The organism is Streptococcus sp. KR (assembly GCF_002238115.1).
Classification (GTDB): Bacteria; Bacillota; Bacilli; order Lactobacillales; family Streptococcaceae; genus Streptococcus.
Genome location: NZ_NGVM01000012.1, coordinates 46,457 through 63,812, shown reverse-complemented (window position 1 = coordinate 63,812; position 17,356 = coordinate 46,457). Strand labels below are relative to the sequence as shown.

Genomic DNA, 17,356 nt, shown 5'->3' with positions numbered 1-17,356 from the left:
TTGCCTCTTAGTTCACATTCCGAACGGCTAATGGGGACTACTATCACTATTTCATTAGTAGATGAGCGAGCCGATAGCTTGCTCCAAAAATCCTTTGATTTACTCAAAGAGCTTGAATACCGCTTCAATGCCAATAGTCAAGAATCTGAGTTGATGGAAATCAATTATCAAGCTGGAATAGCTCCAGTCAAAGTTCATCCTGATTTGTTTGAATTGATTTCACTTGGATTAGAGCATAGCCTAGCGCCCTCTAGTCATCTCAACATCAGCATTGGTCCCTTGATTCAAACCTGGCGCATTGGTTTTTCGGATGCCAAAGTGGCCCAGCCTCAAGAAATTGAATCGGTGCTTCCTTTAATCAATCCTCATTATATCGAGTTAGATTCTTCCACCTCCACTGTGTTATTAAAACAAAAAGGAATGAAGATCGATCTTGGTTGTTTAGCCAAGGGTTATAGTGCGGATAAGGTTGCCCAATTTCTTAGAGAAGAGGGAGTGACATCTGCCTTGATCAATCTGGGAGGGAATGTCCTGACCATTGGAAAAAATCAGGCAAGAGGAAATCAGCCTTGGCAAATCGGGATTCAAGACCCAGCCAATCCTAGGGGAAATCACTTAATGACCATCCCTGTTGTCAATAAATCTGTCGTGACTTCAGGCATTTATGAACGTCACCTGACTGTCGATGGAAAAGATTACCATCATATTTTTGACAGCCAAACAGGATATCCTGTTGAAACAGAACTAGCTAGTCTAACAATCATCTCTGATAAATCAGTTGATGGTGAAATCTGGACAACTCGTCTATTTGGAGAAAGACCGGCTTCTATCCTCTGGCAAGTCGAAAGTTTGGAGGGCATCGAAGCTATCCTCATCGATAAAGAAGGTCACCTAAGCTGTTCTTCAGGAATTCCTACTCTATAGAAATAGATGTTTCAATGGAGTTTTAAAATCGTATTATGTAAAAAGAGAAAGGAAATCTCATGTTAAAACTTATTGCTATTGTTGGAACAAATTCAAAACGTTCTACAAACCGCCAATTGCTTCAATACATGCAAAAACACTTTGCTGAAAAAGCTGAAATTGAACTTGTGGAAATTAAAGACATTCCTGTCTTCAATAAACCAGCTGACAAGCAAGTACCTGCTGAAATTCTGGAAATTGCTGCTAAAATTGAAGAGGCAGATGGCGTTATTATCGGTACTCCTGAGTATGACCACTCTATCCCAGCTGTTTTAATGAGCGCTCTTGCTTGGTTGTCTTATGGTATTTACCCACTCTTGAACAAACCAATCATGATTACAGGTGCTTCATATGGTACGCTTGGTTCATCACGTGCCCAATTACAACTTCGCCAAATCTTGAATGCCCCAGAAATCAAAGCAAGTGTCCTTCCAGATGAATTCTTGCTTTCACATTCTCTTCAAGCCTTCAATCCAAGTGGAGATCTAGTGGATCTTGATGTTATCAAAAAATTAGATGCTACTTTTGACGACTTCCGTATCTTTGTAAAAATCACAGAAAAATTACGCAACGCACAAGCACTACTTCGCAAAGATGCTGAAGACTTTGACTGGGAAAATTTGTAAGATAGGAGAGCAAAAAGAATGAAATTTGTTGGACTTGTAGGATCAAACTACGATCAATCATATAACCGTAAACTCTTGGAATTCATCCGTCGTCACTTCAAACTCAAATTTGAATTAGAAGTTCTTGAAATTGACGAAGTTCCAATGTTTAACCAAGACGAAAAATGGGACGAAAGTTTCCAATTACGTCTTTTGTATAACAGAATTACGCGTGCTGATGGTGTCATTATTGCTACTCCTGAGCACAACCACACAATCTCAGCTTCTCTTAAATCTGTTCTTGAATGGCTTTCATACGAAGTTCATCCATTTGAAAACAAGCCAGTCATGATTGTGGGAGCTTCTTACTACGACCAAGGTACTTCTCGTGCCCAAGTTCACCTTCGTAAGATTCTTGACGCTCCAGGTGTCAATGCCTACACTCTTCCAGGAAATGAATTCCTTCTTGGTAAAGCTAAAGAAGCTTTTGATGTTAATGGAAATATCACAAATGAAGGAACTGTTAATTTCCTTGAAACATGCTTGGACAACTTTGTAAAATATGTGGGAGTCGTTTCAAAATTGAAAAAACCAAAACCAATTGAGCCAGAAGATTTATATTGTACAAATTCAATTGCAACTACTATCCAAGGTGTTGATCCAGATGATCCTGAATGGGTAGAAAAAGCTGCTGAACTTGTTGGAGCTGTTTCTGGAGATACTTACGTTAAATTAGACCACGGTATCTTGACAGTTAACCAAATTGACATGTTCTTGAAAGCAATGCCATTTGAATTGACATTTGCAGATGATAACAATCAATTCTTGTACTTTAATAACGCTCACCAAGACCCAGATACAATGTTTGGTAAACGTGTACGTGCTCAATCAGGAAATAGATTAGGAACAGTACACGGTACATTGCCAGATTCTAGAATGAAAAACGTTGAATGGGTTGTCGGCGTATTGCGTAACGGGGATCAAGAATATGTCCGTACAATTGTGCCGGGAACACCTGAAGGTGTTATTAATACCCATAATTACCAAGCAATGTACTATCCAGATGGTTCATATGCTGGAATTAATGAGATTATCTTTAATTTCCAACCATGGCTTGACTGGTACCTCAATACGACTGGTCAACGTCTAGTCGGTGGAAATGCTGCAGCTCCTGCTGGAGGACATGGCAGTGCAGATGCCACATCTGGAGCTTCTGATGCAGGTGATGCTGGAGGCCACGGTGGTGGCGCAGACGCTACATCTGGCGCAAGTAACTAATAATAGTTTTGGGAACCATATTGGTTCCTTTTTTAGCGAAAAAAGACTAGCAGACAAAAACTGCTAGTCTTTTGATTATTATTTCACCTATCCTTGTTAAAAGAAAGAATACTTATTATGAATTTGGGTCATCGAGACTACGACCATGTAATCCTTTTTCACGTTGGACTTGACGTAGTTTCTCTGGTGTAACATCGTTTCCTTCTTCGTCCACAATTTTGATCCCTTCGATGTGGTGACGAACAGTGCGACGATAACCTTCGATGTACTCCTCACGTAGTTTGGCTTGTTCTACTTTTTCAGCTGGTGTTAAGCCTTCTGCTTTTTTCTTTTTGGCAAGCTCGTTGATACGAGCGATTTTTTTCGGATCCATTTCTTCTCCTTTGTGATAAGATACAGTCCGTTTGACTGAGTTTATTTAGTATTGATTTGGTTAAAACGAGCGAGCTTAGCTGCTTTCTTGGTTAGTTGTGACAAGATTGCCAAACGATTTTGACGGACTGCTTCATTTTCAGCCATAACCATGGTATTCTCAAAGAATGCATCAATGACTGGGCTAAGAGCAAAGAGTTGGTTCAATTGCTGACTTGCAGAACCTGATAAAACGAGTGTTTCTACTGCTTCAGCCAAGGTTTTCTCTTCTTCATTCTCAAAGAGAGCAGGATCAACCGTGTCATTGCCTTCTGCTTTCTCAGCCAAGTTGAAAGCACGTGAGAGGGATTCAACAGATGGTTTAAAGTCTTCTCCCTTGCTTGCTTCTACAAGAGCACTTGCTGCTTCCAACATATCCGCCACAACAAAGTTTGACCCTGCAAGAACGGCTTCCTTAATATCTTTTGGAGTAGAGCCCATCATCTTATCAACACGAGCCTTGATAAATTCCATAACCTCTGTCTTATTTTCATAAGTCAAACTGTCAAATTTCAAAGCATAAAGGCTATCAATCAACTCATCCATAGCAATGTGCCAACCAAAGGCATCCAAGATACGAACCACACCTTGGGTCGCGCGACGAAGGGCATAAGGGTCATTAGACCCTGATGGAATCAAACCTACTGAGAAGAAGCTCAAAATCGTATCCAATTTGTCTGCAATGGCAAGCACTGCGCCGACCTTGCTCTCTGGAAGTTCTCCTTCAGCTGATGTAGGCATGTAGTGTTCACGAATAGCAGCTGCCACTGCTGGAGTTTCACCAGCAAGAAGGGCATATTTCTCTCCCATAATTCCTTGGAGCTCGTCAAATTCACCAACCATACCTGTCAACAAGTCAAACTTGTAAATAGCTGCTGAGCGAGCAAGGTCAACTGTTTCATCCACTGACAAACCAGCTTTTTCTGCCAAGAGAATAGCAATCTGACCAGTACGAATCATGTGTTCACGAAGGGAACCAATTTTCTCATGGAAGGTTACATTGTTTAATTTTTCAACAAGATCTGAAATCACCAATTTTTGGTCTTCACGCCAGAAGAATTCTCCGTCTTCCAAGCGAGCTACCAAGACTTTTTCATTTCCTTTGATGACATTTTCCAAATGATCTGCGTTTCCGTTACGGACAGAAATGAAGTTTGGCAAGAGTTTACCATCTTGATCACGGACAACAAAGTACCGTTGGTGTTCCTTCATCGAAGTCACCAAAACTTCTTCTGGAACTTCAAGGTATTTGGCATCAAAACTTCCCATAAAGGCAGTTGGGTATTCAACCAAGTTCAAGACTTCATTAAGCAAATCAGCATCAATTTCGATACTTACACCATGTTTTGCCTCAATTTCCTTGATTTGGTCAACAATCATTTGCTCACGTTCACGTGGATCTGCTATTACAAATTGTGCACGAAGATCTTCTTCATAGCTCAATGCTGACTGAATTTTGGTTTCTTTCCCCAAGAAACGATGACCACGGCTCACACGACCTCCCTTGATATCAAGGAAATCCAAATCAAACTCTTCTTCATCTAAAAGAACAGTTAAAGTGTGAACAGGGCGGATGTATTCAAAGGTGTTGTTGGCCCAGTGCATGCTGACAGGGAAAGTCAGTGACTTCAAGACATCCACAACACCAGGAACAATTGCTTCAACTGCTTGACCAACTTCTTCCTTAGTGACATAGACATATTCTTCACCCTTGATTTCACGGAATTCGATATCTTCAACAGTCAATCCTTTTCCACGGACAAATCCTTGAGCTGCTTTGGTGAAGTTTCCATCACTATCCAAGGCAATTTTCTTTGCTGGCCCCTTGAAATCTTCTGTCAAATCAGACTGTTTGTCTGCTAAACCAGTCACACGAACAGCCAAACGACGTGGTGTTGAGAAGGTTTGAATAGCTTCAAAAGATAGGCGGTTTTCCTTGAGAAAGGCTGCCATTTTTTCGCCTAGTTGTTTTTCACTTGGTGTGACAACATAGGCTGGTAATTCTTCAAGACCGAGTTCTACTAATAAGTTTTTTGTCATGTTTTTTCCTTTACATTTTCTTCAATCTTTTTTGATATGCACCTTAGGTACTTGGGACGTCGCTAACTAACTTTGTGAGTCTGTAGGGAAATCTAATGCAAAATTGTTCAAGATTTCCAACAGTCTCATCAAAGTGGATTTAGCTGACTGATTTTTGAACCTAAGGTTTCAAAAATCCCCTCATAACAGTACGGCGGTGCATATCCCTCTAGCAAGTCTTCGACTTGCCTCTAACGATTTTAGAGCACAGTATTACTCACTATTCTGCGTCTTCTGCTAAGAGTTTAGCTCTTGTTTCTTCATCCAAAAGTGGGTAGCCTAGGCGTTTGCGTTCTGCGACAAAGGTTTTGGCTACGACACGGGCTAGGTTACGGATACGAGCGATATAGCCTGCACGCTCGGTTACGGATACGGCACCACGCGCATCAAGCAGGTTAAAGGTATGTGAACATTTGAGAACATAGTCATAGGCAGGGTGAACCAAGCCTTCTTCCAAGGCACGACCAGCTTCTTTTTCAAACTTATCAAAGTTTTCCAGCAACATTTCTTGATCTGAAATTTCAAATGAATATTTTGAGTGCTCATACTCAGGCTGAATAAAGATTTCTCCGTATTTTACACCATCAGCCCACTCGATATCATAGACAGAGTCTACTTCTTGAATGTAAGAAGCCAAGCGTTCCAAACCATAGGTAACTTCCGCAGTCACAGGGCCAGTTGCCAATCCACCAACTTGTTGGAAATAAGTGAACTGAGTGATTTCCATACCGTCAAGCCAAACTTCCCAACCAAGACCAGCTGAACCAGTTGATGGGTTTTCCCAGTTGTCCTCAACAAAACGAATATCGTGTTCCAAAGGATTGATTCCCAATTTTTCCAAAGACTCAAGGTAAAGTTCCTGGATATTTGATGGAGAAGGCTTCATGACCACTTGGAATTGGTGGTGTTGGTAGAGACGGTTAGGATTTTCTCCATAACGACCGTCAGCAGGACGACGTGATGGCTCTACATACGCTGCATTCCATGGCTCAGGTCCGATAGCACGAAGGAAAGTGTAAGGACTCATTGTCCCCGCACCTTTTTCATTATCATAAGCCTGCATGAGCATACAACCTTGGTCATTCCAAAATTGTTGCAAAGTCAAAATAATTTCTTGAAATGTTAATTTCTTAGACATTGTTTACTCCTTTTTCTATAAATTACTTTCGACACGAGTCTGCCTAGTCAGTGTTACTTGGCAAGACGAGTTAATACTACTTCTGGCTTAATCACACATAAAGCAGTAGGACTATATAGAAAATCAAGGGCTGATTTTCTTAAAAGAAGACTCAGGTTCAAAATCAAAAAGAACCGAATTTCAACACCCAAGCCTTGCGACTAGGGGCGTCAGAAACGCGGTTCCACCCTAATTTATTACTTCATTGTTTTTAAAAATATTATAGAAAGCGCCAGTTCTTTATTTTGCCCTACTTGGCTCCCACTATCCCAAGTTCGCTTGAAGAACGCCATAAGACTTTCTTTCCTGCTGACTATTATATCAGAATTGTAACATACTGTAAATCAAAAACTATAGAAAGATGTATTGTATTCTCTACTCACTTTTTGAAAAAGTTGCAAGTCCAATAACTGACAATAAGAGAGAAATTCCTGAAATACTTAGAATAATAGAAATCATGTTATTCTCACCAGTGGCTGGTAATTGTTTTCCTTCTTTGTTGACTGTAGCTAAAAATACTTGTTGACCACTTCCAGCAAGTGTTTTATTCTCATGATTAGCTTCTATAATTGATGAAGCTTTCTCAATTTTATCATTGCTAATTGAAGACTTAATAGTTGAGACTTGTCTATTGTGACTTACTAATTTAACAGGTTGCACTTGAGAAACTGGTTTGGTTGGAATAACTGGACTAAGCGTTACAACTGGTTTAGCTGGAGTAACTGGCTTAACCGTTACAACTGGTTTAGTTGGACTAACTGGCTTAATCATTACAACTGGTTTAGTTGGACTAACTGGTTTAATCGTTACAACTGGTTTAGTTGGATTAGCTGGCTTAACAGATGCAACTGGTTTAGCTGGACTAACCGGCTTAACTGGTACAACTGCTTTAGCTGGGGTAACTGGCTTAACTGGTACAACTGCTTTAGCTGGGGTAACTGGCTTAACTGGTGCAACTGGTTTGGTTGGAATCTCTACTTTATTAGCCTTAAGTTTTACAGCCGTCTCTTTTAGAGCATTGATTACGGCATTAATCTCTGCTTGACTAGCTTCTGCATTTTCCAAAAGTAGCTTAGCTTTGTTGAAAATAAGATTATATGCATCTTTCTCCTCTTTGCTAGCTGTCAAAAATCTTGGATCTTTTTCTTGGAACTTCACTTCATCCACGATAACATTTTTTAGGCTCATGAAATCTGTTTCTTTACCATTCAGTTGGTCTTGTGCTTGCAAGAAAGTGGTCAATAGACGGTCAATTTCATCTTGAGTTATCAAATCTTTTGTAATCAATAATGCCAAAAGTTTAAATTCACGATCATATTGACCTTTGCGTTCTTGATCAGAATTTATATATTTACCTTTTTTAACTGTCTCAGCATATGCTTTAATGGCATTCTTCAATGATGTGATATCAGATTCCTTACCATCCAATGTTTGCATAGCAGACTCTAAAGCCTTAACAATTTGGTCAATTTTATCTTGGTTAAATTTACTTACCAATGCTAGTTGCGCATCTTTGACACTTTGATCAAAAATCTCTTTTAACTTCTGTTTTGTATTATAATATCTCGGAGTTTTAACTACTTCCATTTGTTTATTTAAAGCTGCAATCAGAGCTAACTTAGAAACAACTGAAAGTGACAAAACATTATTTTTACCAAACAGAACTTTAAATGGTTGAAGCTTATCAAGTAATTCATAGCCGTTTGACAGATTTACAAGAACTTTATATTCACCAGTAACCACTTTCTTACCATAAGAATGTTTACCATATGTTTCAGCTGGCAAGACTTGACTCTGACCGTCTTCACCTACTAAAGTAATCGTTGTAGTCCCAGGAACAGCTTGATTAAAGCCAACCGTTACTGGGGCATATTTCATTTTGTTAGCCAAGAAGGTAATAGTTTGAAAACTATTTTCTTTCGTTAAATCAAATTCCTTAGATAGGGCACTCACAAATTTCAACTCTGTACGGTCATAGCTAAAAATTTCTGCAACATAATGCCCAAATTTCAAGAAATTAATATCTTTTGACTTATCAACAGTTACATATTGACCTTCGCTATTTTTAATGCGATAAACATAAGTTGTATCAATCTCATCCTTGGTTTTATTGTTTAGTATAGCAATTTTTACACGACCACTATTTTCTTCCCCTACAAGATCTTTGAGAGATATAAAATCTACATTTCCCGCAAAGTCTTCTACATAATAGAAGATTTTCGATTTATCAACGTTCTTAGGAAGTGTATAACTACCATCTTCATTTTGTTTGATAATTTGATACTGTTCGATTTCTGAATCTGTCGCCTCTCTATTTTCAGGAGGACGAATATAAAAGACTTTTTCTAGAAGAATTCCCCCATTTCCTACATCCTGAGGTTTGCGAGCTATAAATTGTTCTTGATCTTTTTGAGAACGAATATATCCCGAAGTAATCAGAGGTTTTTGTGTATCGATTTGAATTTTAAATATTGTGTATTGTTCCTCAGCTCCAGGGACATCTGGCTTATAACTAATAACATAGTCATAAATTCCATCAGAGACTCGATTTCCATTAGAATCCTGTCCTCCCCAAGCTGTTTTATCTACAATGTAACTTCTTGGATTTCTAGTATCGCCATCAAAATAATTTTTTACAAGGTCTGTTGGACGACTTTGCCAAATAGGTTGACTGTGTGTTGTATCTGAAGAATCATAAACCGTCGCACGAAGATTTACCAAGTTTCTATAGACAAGAGTTTTAAATTGAACAGAATCCTTATTTCCATCCTCATTTGGCGAGATAGCAAGGCGGATGTTCCCTTTTTCATCTAATTGAAGATGGTATTTCCCTTCAGCATCTTGTTTCACTCCGAGTACAGTCACTCGATTTCCTTGACGCTCTGCTTTTAAAACATTTACATCATTTTCAGAACTTGTTAAATAAGTTGCATCGTCTGAAGGTGAAATTCCTGGATTATCTTTATCAATTTCAGAGTAAAATCCACTCTTTCCTTCCTTAATCAATTGATAAATTGGTTTTTCAATTGCAGGTAGATTTTGGAATTCTCCCTTAAATCCCATAAATGGTAAACCAATAACAGAACTATCATCTGCAGGATTGACAAATCTAACAAATCCTTCTAGAAAATATCCATTTGGCATTATTTTGCTAAGTTCTTCAGTAAACTTACTTGTATCTACACTAACTGTTACCGTCTTCGTACTATGAGCTTTCACAGTTACTTCAGGCCAAACTGTTTCAGTTAGTTTTCGTGGACGGAGAGTGAATTTCCCTTCTGCAACTTCATCCGTATTTGTATTTACAATCATCTTCAATGTTCGGTCTTTATCCGAAATATTATGAATTGTAACTTCAAAGGTAAATTTATCACCAACATTACCAAGAGTAACACTTGGATAGTTATTTGCACCTGTTACAAATAGATCTGTGCTGGTTGCTGCCATCGTATCAACTACACCGGCACCTTGCTGACGTGGAGAAGTATAGGCTCCAGTCTGTTTATTAAAATGTGGTTTTGCAGTAGACATAATTAAAGCTTTTACAATCTCTGAAATTTGACTAGCTGATAATTCAGGATGTTTCTTTGCTAAATATTCTTTGACTAATGCTGCGACACCAGCTACATGAGGAGCCGCCATACTTGTTCCACTGATACTTCCATAGCTATTATCGTTAAATGATGAATAGATATTTCCACCAGGTGCAGTAACATCTGGTTTCAATTGTCCATCTGTTGTAACTCCCCAACTTGAAAAATCTGACAATTGGTCTGCAACATCTGATTTACGATTATCCATCTTGTGATTAAAGACAATTTTATACTGACCAGACTTAAGAATTTCACCATAATGTTTTGAAATAAAGACAGATGGGATTTTCTTAGCATCACCTGTAACAGACATACTAACATTTGCACCTTCAACGTTGTTATAAATTAAAACTCCAGCTGCACCATGTTGAAGAGCATTTTTAATCTTATCAGAAAAATTAATTTTACCACGTTGAATCAGTGCTAACTTGCCTCTTACATCAATATTAGCAAAATCTTCTTCACGACCAATACCCGCTGCTACATATTCGTATTCTTTCCCGTTTTCAAAATCTTTTTCTGTTTCAGGTCTATTAAAATCAAACTTACCATAATCAAGGGTAGCGTCATTTTCTAAACCTTTTACTTCAAAGACTTCAGTAGTTAGAATTTTATTATTAATAGAAGCAACAGAAATTGAATCTTCCACTGTAGAGGGATTTCCGACAAGACCATAATCAGGATTTGCTGCCAATGGTTGTGAAAAACCTCTACCGAAAGTATTACTATTACCTGCAGCGATAACAACAGATACTCCTTTAGCGCGTGCTCTTTTTACTGCATCAATGATATCTGAACCAGCATCTACCGTTGAACCCGCACCTGCACCCAAACTCATATTGATCACATCTGCACCTAATGCAACAGCATCATCAATAGCTTTTACATAAAGGGCAGAGGCTGTAGTTTTATCTCTGTCTGAAAAAACTCTCATAAACATAATTTGAGCTTCTGGCGCCACCCCGTAAACCTTCTCAGAATTCGGTGCTTTATTAACAGGATTTCCAGCTACAATTCCAGTAACGTGCATTCCATGAGACTCTTTTTCAGCCTCTTTTATATTATCAGTTCCATCAAAGTAATCATAAGCATATACTACTTTGTCACTGTACCATTTCCCATAGTCAATACCAGCAGCCTTTTTAGCTTTTTCGATATCATCCTGATTTTTAAATTTCGCCTTTGACGGATCAGAAATACGCAAAACCTCATGATTCAAATCAAGACCTGAATCTATAACAGCGACTACAGTTCCTTGTCCTTTATGTCCTGCTTCCCAGGTTTTAGGGACAGTAATAATTTCATTACTGGAGATACTGTTCGGCTTTTCTTTATGTCCACCTTGAGATAACGACTGTGATTGTATGCTTTCTGAAGAAGAATTACTTTTCACTGCTGATTCTTCCTTCTTCTCTTCACTTTTTATAGCAGTCGTTTCTTTCTGTGTGGTTAAATCCTTGTCTGACTTATTATCTCTATACTCGATAGAATCATCTTGTTTTAATGGCTCTATCACTTCTGTTTTTTCTTTCGAAGAAGAATTTAGAGCATTCTTGTCAGCCGTGACTGGTGATGCAAGCTTATTTGAATCATCTAATTTATTAGTCGTTACAGTACGTGTAACTTGATTGGATGTTTCAAATTTCCCCTCATCGGCACTAACCTGTGCGAAAGCAAATCCAAAAGCAAAGACCGTTAGCAGAAAAATTGTTGCTATTTGGTACTTGTTATGACAAAAACCTTTGCAATCTCCCATAAAATCACTCCTTTTTATTTAAAATTAAAAGTATTATATACCAAATTATCTGAAAATTCTATCAAAATATTATTTTGTAACAAAATTGTAATATTAACCAATCCTATCATGAGATTTAAACATAAAAAAATTTAGCCTCGATTAATACAAGACTAAATTTATTTATTGAAAAATTACTTACGATTTAATTAGTTATTCAGCAAAAGTCTTACTGATCACGGTCATAGAATAGTTCATGTGCTTTTAATCGTGAATTAAGCATTTCAGGAACTGTGACAAAGTGATATCCTTGCTCTTTTAGATAATCTATAATCTTTGGTAAAGCATTGACTGTTTCAGCATGGATATCATGCATTAAGATAATCGAACCATTACGAACTTGACGTTGAATCTCTGTCAAAATTGCTGCTTCATTCTTACTCTTCCAATCCAGACTATCCACATCCCACATAATAAAACTCAAATCAAGGCTATTTCGAATGTCGTCTGTAATGGCTCCATAAGGCGGACGCATAAGTTTGGAACTAGAACCCAACACTTTAGTTAGCGCATCCTCAGTATCAGTAATCTGTTTTTTAGCTTCGTCAAGTGAAAGTTTTGAAAGCACTGGATGACTCCAACTATGGTTTCCAATAACATGGCCATCCGATTTCATGCGTTTCAAAATCTCTTCATTTCCAGAAACATTCTTACCTAAAACAAAGAAAGTTGCCTTGATACCATACTTAGAAAGTGTATCTAATGCTTGATTTGTCGTTGCAGGATTTGGTCCATCATCAAAAGTTAGAGCTACCACTTTTTGGTTTTTCTTTTCATAATAAGCCTTATAAAGTTCGGCATCCTTGTCTAATAAATAAGAGGATTGTACTACATCAAAGAAACTAGATACTGGTAAGGCAATATCATCTAGATTTTCAACTGACTGACTTGGATAAAGGATAATCTGACTATCCTTGTAATCAAAATTCCATGCAGACAAGTCTTGATCAGAGAAGCCTTTAACAACTTGATCAATCTTTTCTTGCTCCAATTTCTTATCCTGTAAGAAAGAGGTGATTTCTTTTAACAACTGCTCTTTGGCTTTACTAGGATCTGAAAATAATTGATCAAGTGTATAAGGTTTACCATCTTCTGTCAAATGGACTTTTGCCAGACTAGTTTTTTCAGTCTCTTCAACTTTTGACGAAGTTAAATCATAGACTTGTTTCATCACACTTCGGTTAACAATCCCTTTTAAAGTCGAATCCTGTTTCTCAGTATAATAAAAAACTAGATTTTCCTTGTCTTCCAGATTTTCCTTAATATCCTGTGTCATGATTTCTTTTACAGATGAAATCACTTGCTCCCCTTGGAGAGGATAATAGGCAATTACTTCGGCTTGTCCCTTACGAAAATGATCTTTCTGATTTCCCTCACTCAATTGATCATCTTTCTCTTTTTTGAGCGTTTCAATCCTTTGTTCAAAACTTTGCTTTGTATATATTTTGTATCCAATCATTGAACCAAGGACACAAATACTTACTGAAAAGATAGCTACTAGGGCTATTAAACCGATTCTCTTTTTATCGTGCTCAACACGATTTGCTCTACTTTTATCCATAGAAATATCATATCAAATTCAGGCTATAATTTCAATGAGAAATAAGTACTATTACTCGTTTTGAACAAAAAAATAGGCTCCATAATATCTATAGGGGGATTTACCCACTACAAATATTTTAGAGCCTTTTATTATGTTAGAAACGAATCGTCTCACGTGTTTTTTCGTATGAAGTGACAAAACGGTTGGTTACACCTGGTTCTGCAACTTCCAAAGCTTGCGAAATCTTATCAAATGAAGCATGATAATCAAATTCTTTTTCAAAAATTTCTAATGATTCATTAAAGGCTTCTTGAATTCGTTCATCAAATGAGCGGTAACGGTTCGAATACTGTAGCAATTGTTCTGTCAACGTTGCATATTGAACAATATTATAGGTTTCTTCTTCAAGTGCTTCTATATCATTTGTTGCAATTTCAAGCATCCGGTTCACAGCTTCTATATTGACCCGAGCTTCTTCTAGTTCAGCCATCAACTCTTCAGTATGGTTACTTGCTGTAAAGAACAACTGTAAGAAATTCTGAGGAATACCTGGAAGATTGCGTTTTTCCATATATCTCTTAATTGTGTGAAGACGATTAACATAAACATTTGCCTTCTGGCGAGCATTGATATCATCTTTTTCAATCTGAGCAAGACGTTGACTAACCTCAACTTGTTCATCTTCAATTTCCTTCAAAGTAGCTTGTAAGTTTTCCAAACGTTCTTCAAGGAATGAATAAGGTTCAGAATGTTCCTCTTGTTCAGAAGTTAGTTCCAATACAGATTCTTCTAAAGATTCTAACTCAGCTTGTAATCTATGAACATGACTAACATCCGTTTCAGATAGTAGGTAATTGTTACTCAATCGTTGAATATCTTCCACTAAAACAGCATTACTATCTTTCATGTGTTTCAAATATGTAGGAAGAGTTGCAACTAAGCCTTCTACTACTTTTTGAGCAGCGATTTCTCGTGTAAAGATATCATAGAGTGAATTGATTTCTTCTTGAACTTGAGTATTTTCATACTCAGCATTATCCAACTCTAATTGTGCAATATTTTCGTGGTTTTTCTTCAAAGATTCATAAAGCAATTGGAAGCGAGATTCAATATCCGTTTCAGCAAAATGATAGTTAGCATCTAAAAGCTTACGGTAACCATCCTCCAAATCTTCCAATTGATCAGGTAGCTCTTTAGATAATGTTTTTACAATCGCTGGCAGGCGGTCAACAATGTGACTCAAAGCCAAGATATGATTTTCAGCATTATCCAAAATCACAGCAGCTTCTACTGGGTCACCTGAAGTGTTCAAAGTAACAAACTGAGAAAACTCTGATTGGATATTTTCCAATTGTTTTTCGATTTCAGATAAACCTTGGCCATATTCTTCAGAATGATCAGCCACTCGGTGTTGCAACTCTTCAAACAAGTCCAAGGTATGAAGAACACGACCGCTGTTTTTAGATTCTTGTTTCTCCAAATCTGCCAAGGCATTGCGAATTGCCGCAATATCTTCTTCAATCAAGGTAATTTGGCTCTCGATTTGGTCAATTTGATGACTAGCCTTAAAAAAACGGAATGAATTGTTATAACCTTCTGCCTCGAAAAGATTATTTTCGATATCGGCAAAAGAGTTAAGAGATAGGTCAACCCATTTTTGGTTCCATTCACGGAAAGTCACTTGACTTTGTCCAATCAAGTGCATATTTTTTACAGCTTCAACTTCATCATTAACTGGAAGATTGTACAGCTCTTCTTTTTTCTCTTCTAAAATTGCTAATTTACTTTCATTGCGTTTCCGTACATAAATTGCTATAGCATATGAAATCAGCAATATAATTGCAATTGCAATTATAAGATATACTACTAGACTACCAGACATATTAAACTCCTTTTTAACTTGAAACAATCGTAATGATTATATCATATTTTTTAGACCAAGGGAACTACTTCTCCCGATTTTTTAGACATCAAGTGTACTATAGACGGCATTTTCTTCGATAAATTCACGACGAGGCTCTACTCGATCTCCCATCAACATATCAAAGATTTTATCTGCTTCAGCCGCATCATCCACAGAAACTCTAGCCATTAAGCGGTGTTCTGGATCCATGGTTGTTTCCCATAATTGATGGTCATCCATTTCACCTAACCCCTTATAACGCTGAATAGTTGGTTTAGCACGGCCTTCACTGTGACGAGCTAAGGCTTCTTGGAGTTTGATTTCTTGGTCTGCTCCTGGCTGGATATATTCTTTAATCTCACTTCCAACTTTGACACCATAGATTGGTGGTTGAGCGATATAAACATAACCAGCTTCTAGGATTGGTTTCATATAACGATAAATCAAGGTTAAAAGAAGGGTACGAATGTGGGCTCCATCGACATCGGCATCGGTCATCAAAACAAGTTTTTGGTAACGAGCTTTTGAAACATCAAATTCTGCACCAAATCCTGTTCCCATCGCTGTGAAAAGACTACGAATTTCTTCGTTAGCTAGAATCTTATCCATACTTGCCTTTTCAACGTTCAAAATCTTACCGCGGATTGGAAGAATTGCCTGAAATTCACGGTTACGACCAGATTTGGCTGACCCACCAGCTGAGTCTCCTTCGACGATGAAGAGTTCTGTTTCAGCAGGATTGTTAGAAGAGCAGTCTGCTAGTTTACCTGGAAGGTTGGAAATTTCCAAACCAGATTTTTTACGAGTGACTTCACGCGCACGCTTGGCAGCCACACGAGCTTTGGCAGCCAAAATTCCTTTTTCTACAATGCGTTTTGCAATTTGAGGATTCTCCATAAGGAAATCAGAGAAGGCATCACTGAAGAGACGATTGGTAATTTTGACCACTTCGCTATTCCCCAGTTTTGTCTTAGTCTGTCCTTCAAACTGTGGATTTGGGTGTTTAACCGAGATAACTGCAGTTAATCCTTCACGGACATCTTCCCCTGTCAGATTGTCTTCATTGTCTTTCAATAACTTATTTTTACGAGCATAATCGTTGATAACACGTGTCAAGGCTGTACGGAAACCTTGTTCATGCGTTCCACCTTCATGGGTATGAATATTGTTGGCAAAACTCATGACGTTTTCATGGTAACCCGTTGTGTACTGCATGGCTACTTCAACCGTGATATCATCCATTTCACCATCTGTGTAAATTGGTGTATCAAAGATAACATCCTTGTTCTCGTTGATATATTCAACGTAGCTAGCAATCCCACCTTCATAGTGGTAATGCTTAGTTTGTTCTAGCCCCTCACGCTTATCTGTGATGGAGATTTGAAGACCACGATTTAGAAAGGCCAACTCTTGAATCCGTTTATTTAATTTATCAAAATCAAAAGTTGTTGTTTCAGTGAAAATTTCTGGATCCGGTATAAAGTGAACTGTTGTTCCAGTTTTATCCGTATCTCCAACCACCTCAAGGTCTGCGACAACATGACCACGACGGTATTCTTGGTAATGAATCTTACCATTTTTGTGGACATGAACATCTAATTGAGTTGAAAGGGCGTTAACAACTGAGGACCCCACTCCGTGAAGACCACCTGAGACCTTATATCCGCCACCGCCAAACTTTCCTCCAGCGTGAAGAACAGTAAAGACAGTCTCAACGGCAGGTCGACCTGTTTTTTCCTGAATATCGACTGGGATACCACGTCCATCATCAACAACTGTAATCGAATTATCTGGCTCAATAAAGACTTGAATATGGCTAGCAAATCCTGCCAAGGCCTCGTCAATTGAGTTATCAACAATTTCCCAGACTAGATGGTGAAGACCTTCTTTTGAGGTCGATCCGATATACATCCCTGGACGCATACGAACAGCCTCTAAGCCCTCTAAAACTTGAATTTGACTGGCATCATAATCTTGTGCCTGCAGATTTTTAATTTCTTCTGTCATCT

The 17,356-nt window shown here is 38.1% G+C and carries 10 protein-coding genes; 3 read left to right on the top strand and 7 right to left on the bottom strand.

What is annotated here, in order from left to right; translation table 11 throughout:
• From CBI42_RS06550 to CBI42_RS06540, 3 genes are read left to right on the top strand one after another with little or no spacing between them, the layout of a single operon-like run.
• On the top strand, positions 1-924 hold the full coding sequence (locus CBI42_RS06550) for an FAD:protein FMN transferase (RefSeq protein WP_045611923.1): 924 nt from the start codon (positions 1-3) through the stop codon (positions 922-924).
• A gap of 59 nt (positions 925-983) precedes the next feature.
• Entirely contained in the window at positions 984-1,589 is a 606-nt protein-coding gene (locus CBI42_RS06545) for an NADPH-dependent FMN reductase (protein ID WP_000915951.1), read from the top strand.
• A gap of 18 nt (positions 1,590-1,607) precedes the next feature.
• The gene (locus CBI42_RS06540) at positions 1,608-2,846 is read left to right on the top strand and encodes an NAD(P)H-dependent oxidoreductase (RefSeq protein WP_094753556.1); all 1,239 of its coding nucleotides are present in this window, start codon (positions 1,608-1,610) and stop codon (positions 2,844-2,846) included.
• 115 nt (positions 2,847-2,961) lie between these two features.
• Here CBI42_RS06540 and CBI42_RS06535 read toward each other — a convergent pair whose 3' ends face one another.
• The 7 genes from CBI42_RS06535 to gyrB all read right to left on the bottom strand — a co-directional run bounded on the left by CBI42_RS06535 (position 2,962) and on the right by gyrB (position 17,354).
• Positions 2,962-3,219: a DUF896 family protein gene (locus CBI42_RS06535; RefSeq protein ID WP_049500119.1), complete on the bottom strand. Its 258-nt coding sequence runs from the start codon at positions 3,217-3,219 to the stop codon at positions 2,962-2,964.
• Positions 3,220-3,260: 41 nt separating this feature from the next.
• Positions 3,261-5,297 carry a glycine--tRNA ligase subunit beta gene (gene glyS, locus CBI42_RS06530; RefSeq protein ID WP_094753555.1) on the bottom strand — a complete coding sequence of 679 codons (2,037 nt, stop codon included), beginning with the start codon at positions 5,295-5,297 and terminating at the stop codon, positions 3,261-3,263.
• 259 nt (positions 5,298-5,556) lie between these two features.
• Positions 5,557-6,474, bottom strand: a complete 918-nt coding sequence (glyQ, locus tag CBI42_RS06525; RefSeq protein ID WP_000038736.1) for a glycine--tRNA ligase subunit alpha — start codon at positions 6,472-6,474, stop codon at positions 5,557-5,559.
• A gap of 414 nt (positions 6,475-6,888) precedes the next feature.
• Positions 6,889-11,862, bottom strand: coding sequence for a S8 family serine peptidase (locus tag CBI42_RS06520; protein WP_094753554.1), 4,974 nt, complete (start codon positions 11,860-11,862; stop codon positions 6,889-6,891).
• Positions 11,863-12,070: 208 nt separating this feature from the next.
• The gene (gene pgdA, locus CBI42_RS06515; RefSeq protein WP_020901904.1) at positions 12,071-13,462 is read right to left on the bottom strand and encodes a peptidoglycan-N-acetylglucosamine deacetylase PgdA; all 1,392 of its coding nucleotides are present in this window, start codon (positions 13,460-13,462) and stop codon (positions 12,071-12,073) included.
• A gap of 136 nt (positions 13,463-13,598) precedes the next feature.
• A complete protein-coding gene (gene ezrA, locus CBI42_RS06510; RefSeq protein WP_094753553.1) occupies positions 13,599-15,326 on the bottom strand; it encodes a septation ring formation regulator EzrA in 1,728 nt (575 codons plus the stop codon).
• An 81-nt stretch (positions 15,327-15,407) separates the two neighbouring features.
• Positions 15,408-17,354: a DNA topoisomerase (ATP-hydrolyzing) subunit B gene (gene gyrB, locus CBI42_RS06505; protein WP_000134056.1), complete on the bottom strand. Its 1,947-nt coding sequence runs from the start codon at positions 17,352-17,354 to the stop codon at positions 15,408-15,410.
• Between the last annotated feature and the right edge of the window lie 2 nt (positions 17,355-17,356).

What these genes read in the sequence shown, in the direction of transcription:
- glyS (WP_094753555.1), bottom strand. Translation starts at nt 5,297, where the DNA reads ATGACAAAAAACTTATTAGTAGAACTCGGTCTTGAAGAATTACCAGCC.
- ezrA (WP_094753553.1), bottom strand. Translation starts at nt 15,326, where the DNA reads ATGTCTGGTAGTCTAGTAGTATATCTTATAATTGCAATTGCAATTATA.
- CBI42_RS06535 (WP_049500119.1), bottom strand. Translation starts at nt 3,219, where the DNA reads ATGGATCCGAAAAAAATCGCTCGTATCAACGAGCTTGCCAAAAAGAAA.
- CBI42_RS06540 (WP_094753556.1), top strand. Translation starts at nt 1,608, where the DNA reads ATGAAATTTGTTGGACTTGTAGGATCAAACTACGATCAATCATATAAC.
- glyQ (WP_000038736.1), bottom strand. Translation starts at nt 6,474, where the DNA reads ATGTCTAAGAAATTAACATTTCAAGAAATTATTTTGACTTTGCAACAA.
- CBI42_RS06520 (WP_094753554.1), bottom strand. Translation starts at nt 11,862, where the DNA reads ATGGGAGATTGCAAAGGTTTTTGTCATAACAAGTACCAAATAGCAACA.
- CBI42_RS06545 (WP_000915951.1), top strand. Translation starts at nt 984, where the DNA reads ATGTTAAAACTTATTGCTATTGTTGGAACAAATTCAAAACGTTCTACA.
- gyrB (WP_000134056.1), bottom strand. Translation starts at nt 17,354, where the DNA reads ATGACAGAAGAAATTAAAAATCTGCAGGCACAAGATTATGATGCCAGT.
- pgdA (WP_020901904.1), bottom strand. Translation starts at nt 13,462, where the DNA reads ATGGATAAAAGTAGAGCAAATCGTGTTGAGCACGATAAAAAGAGAATC.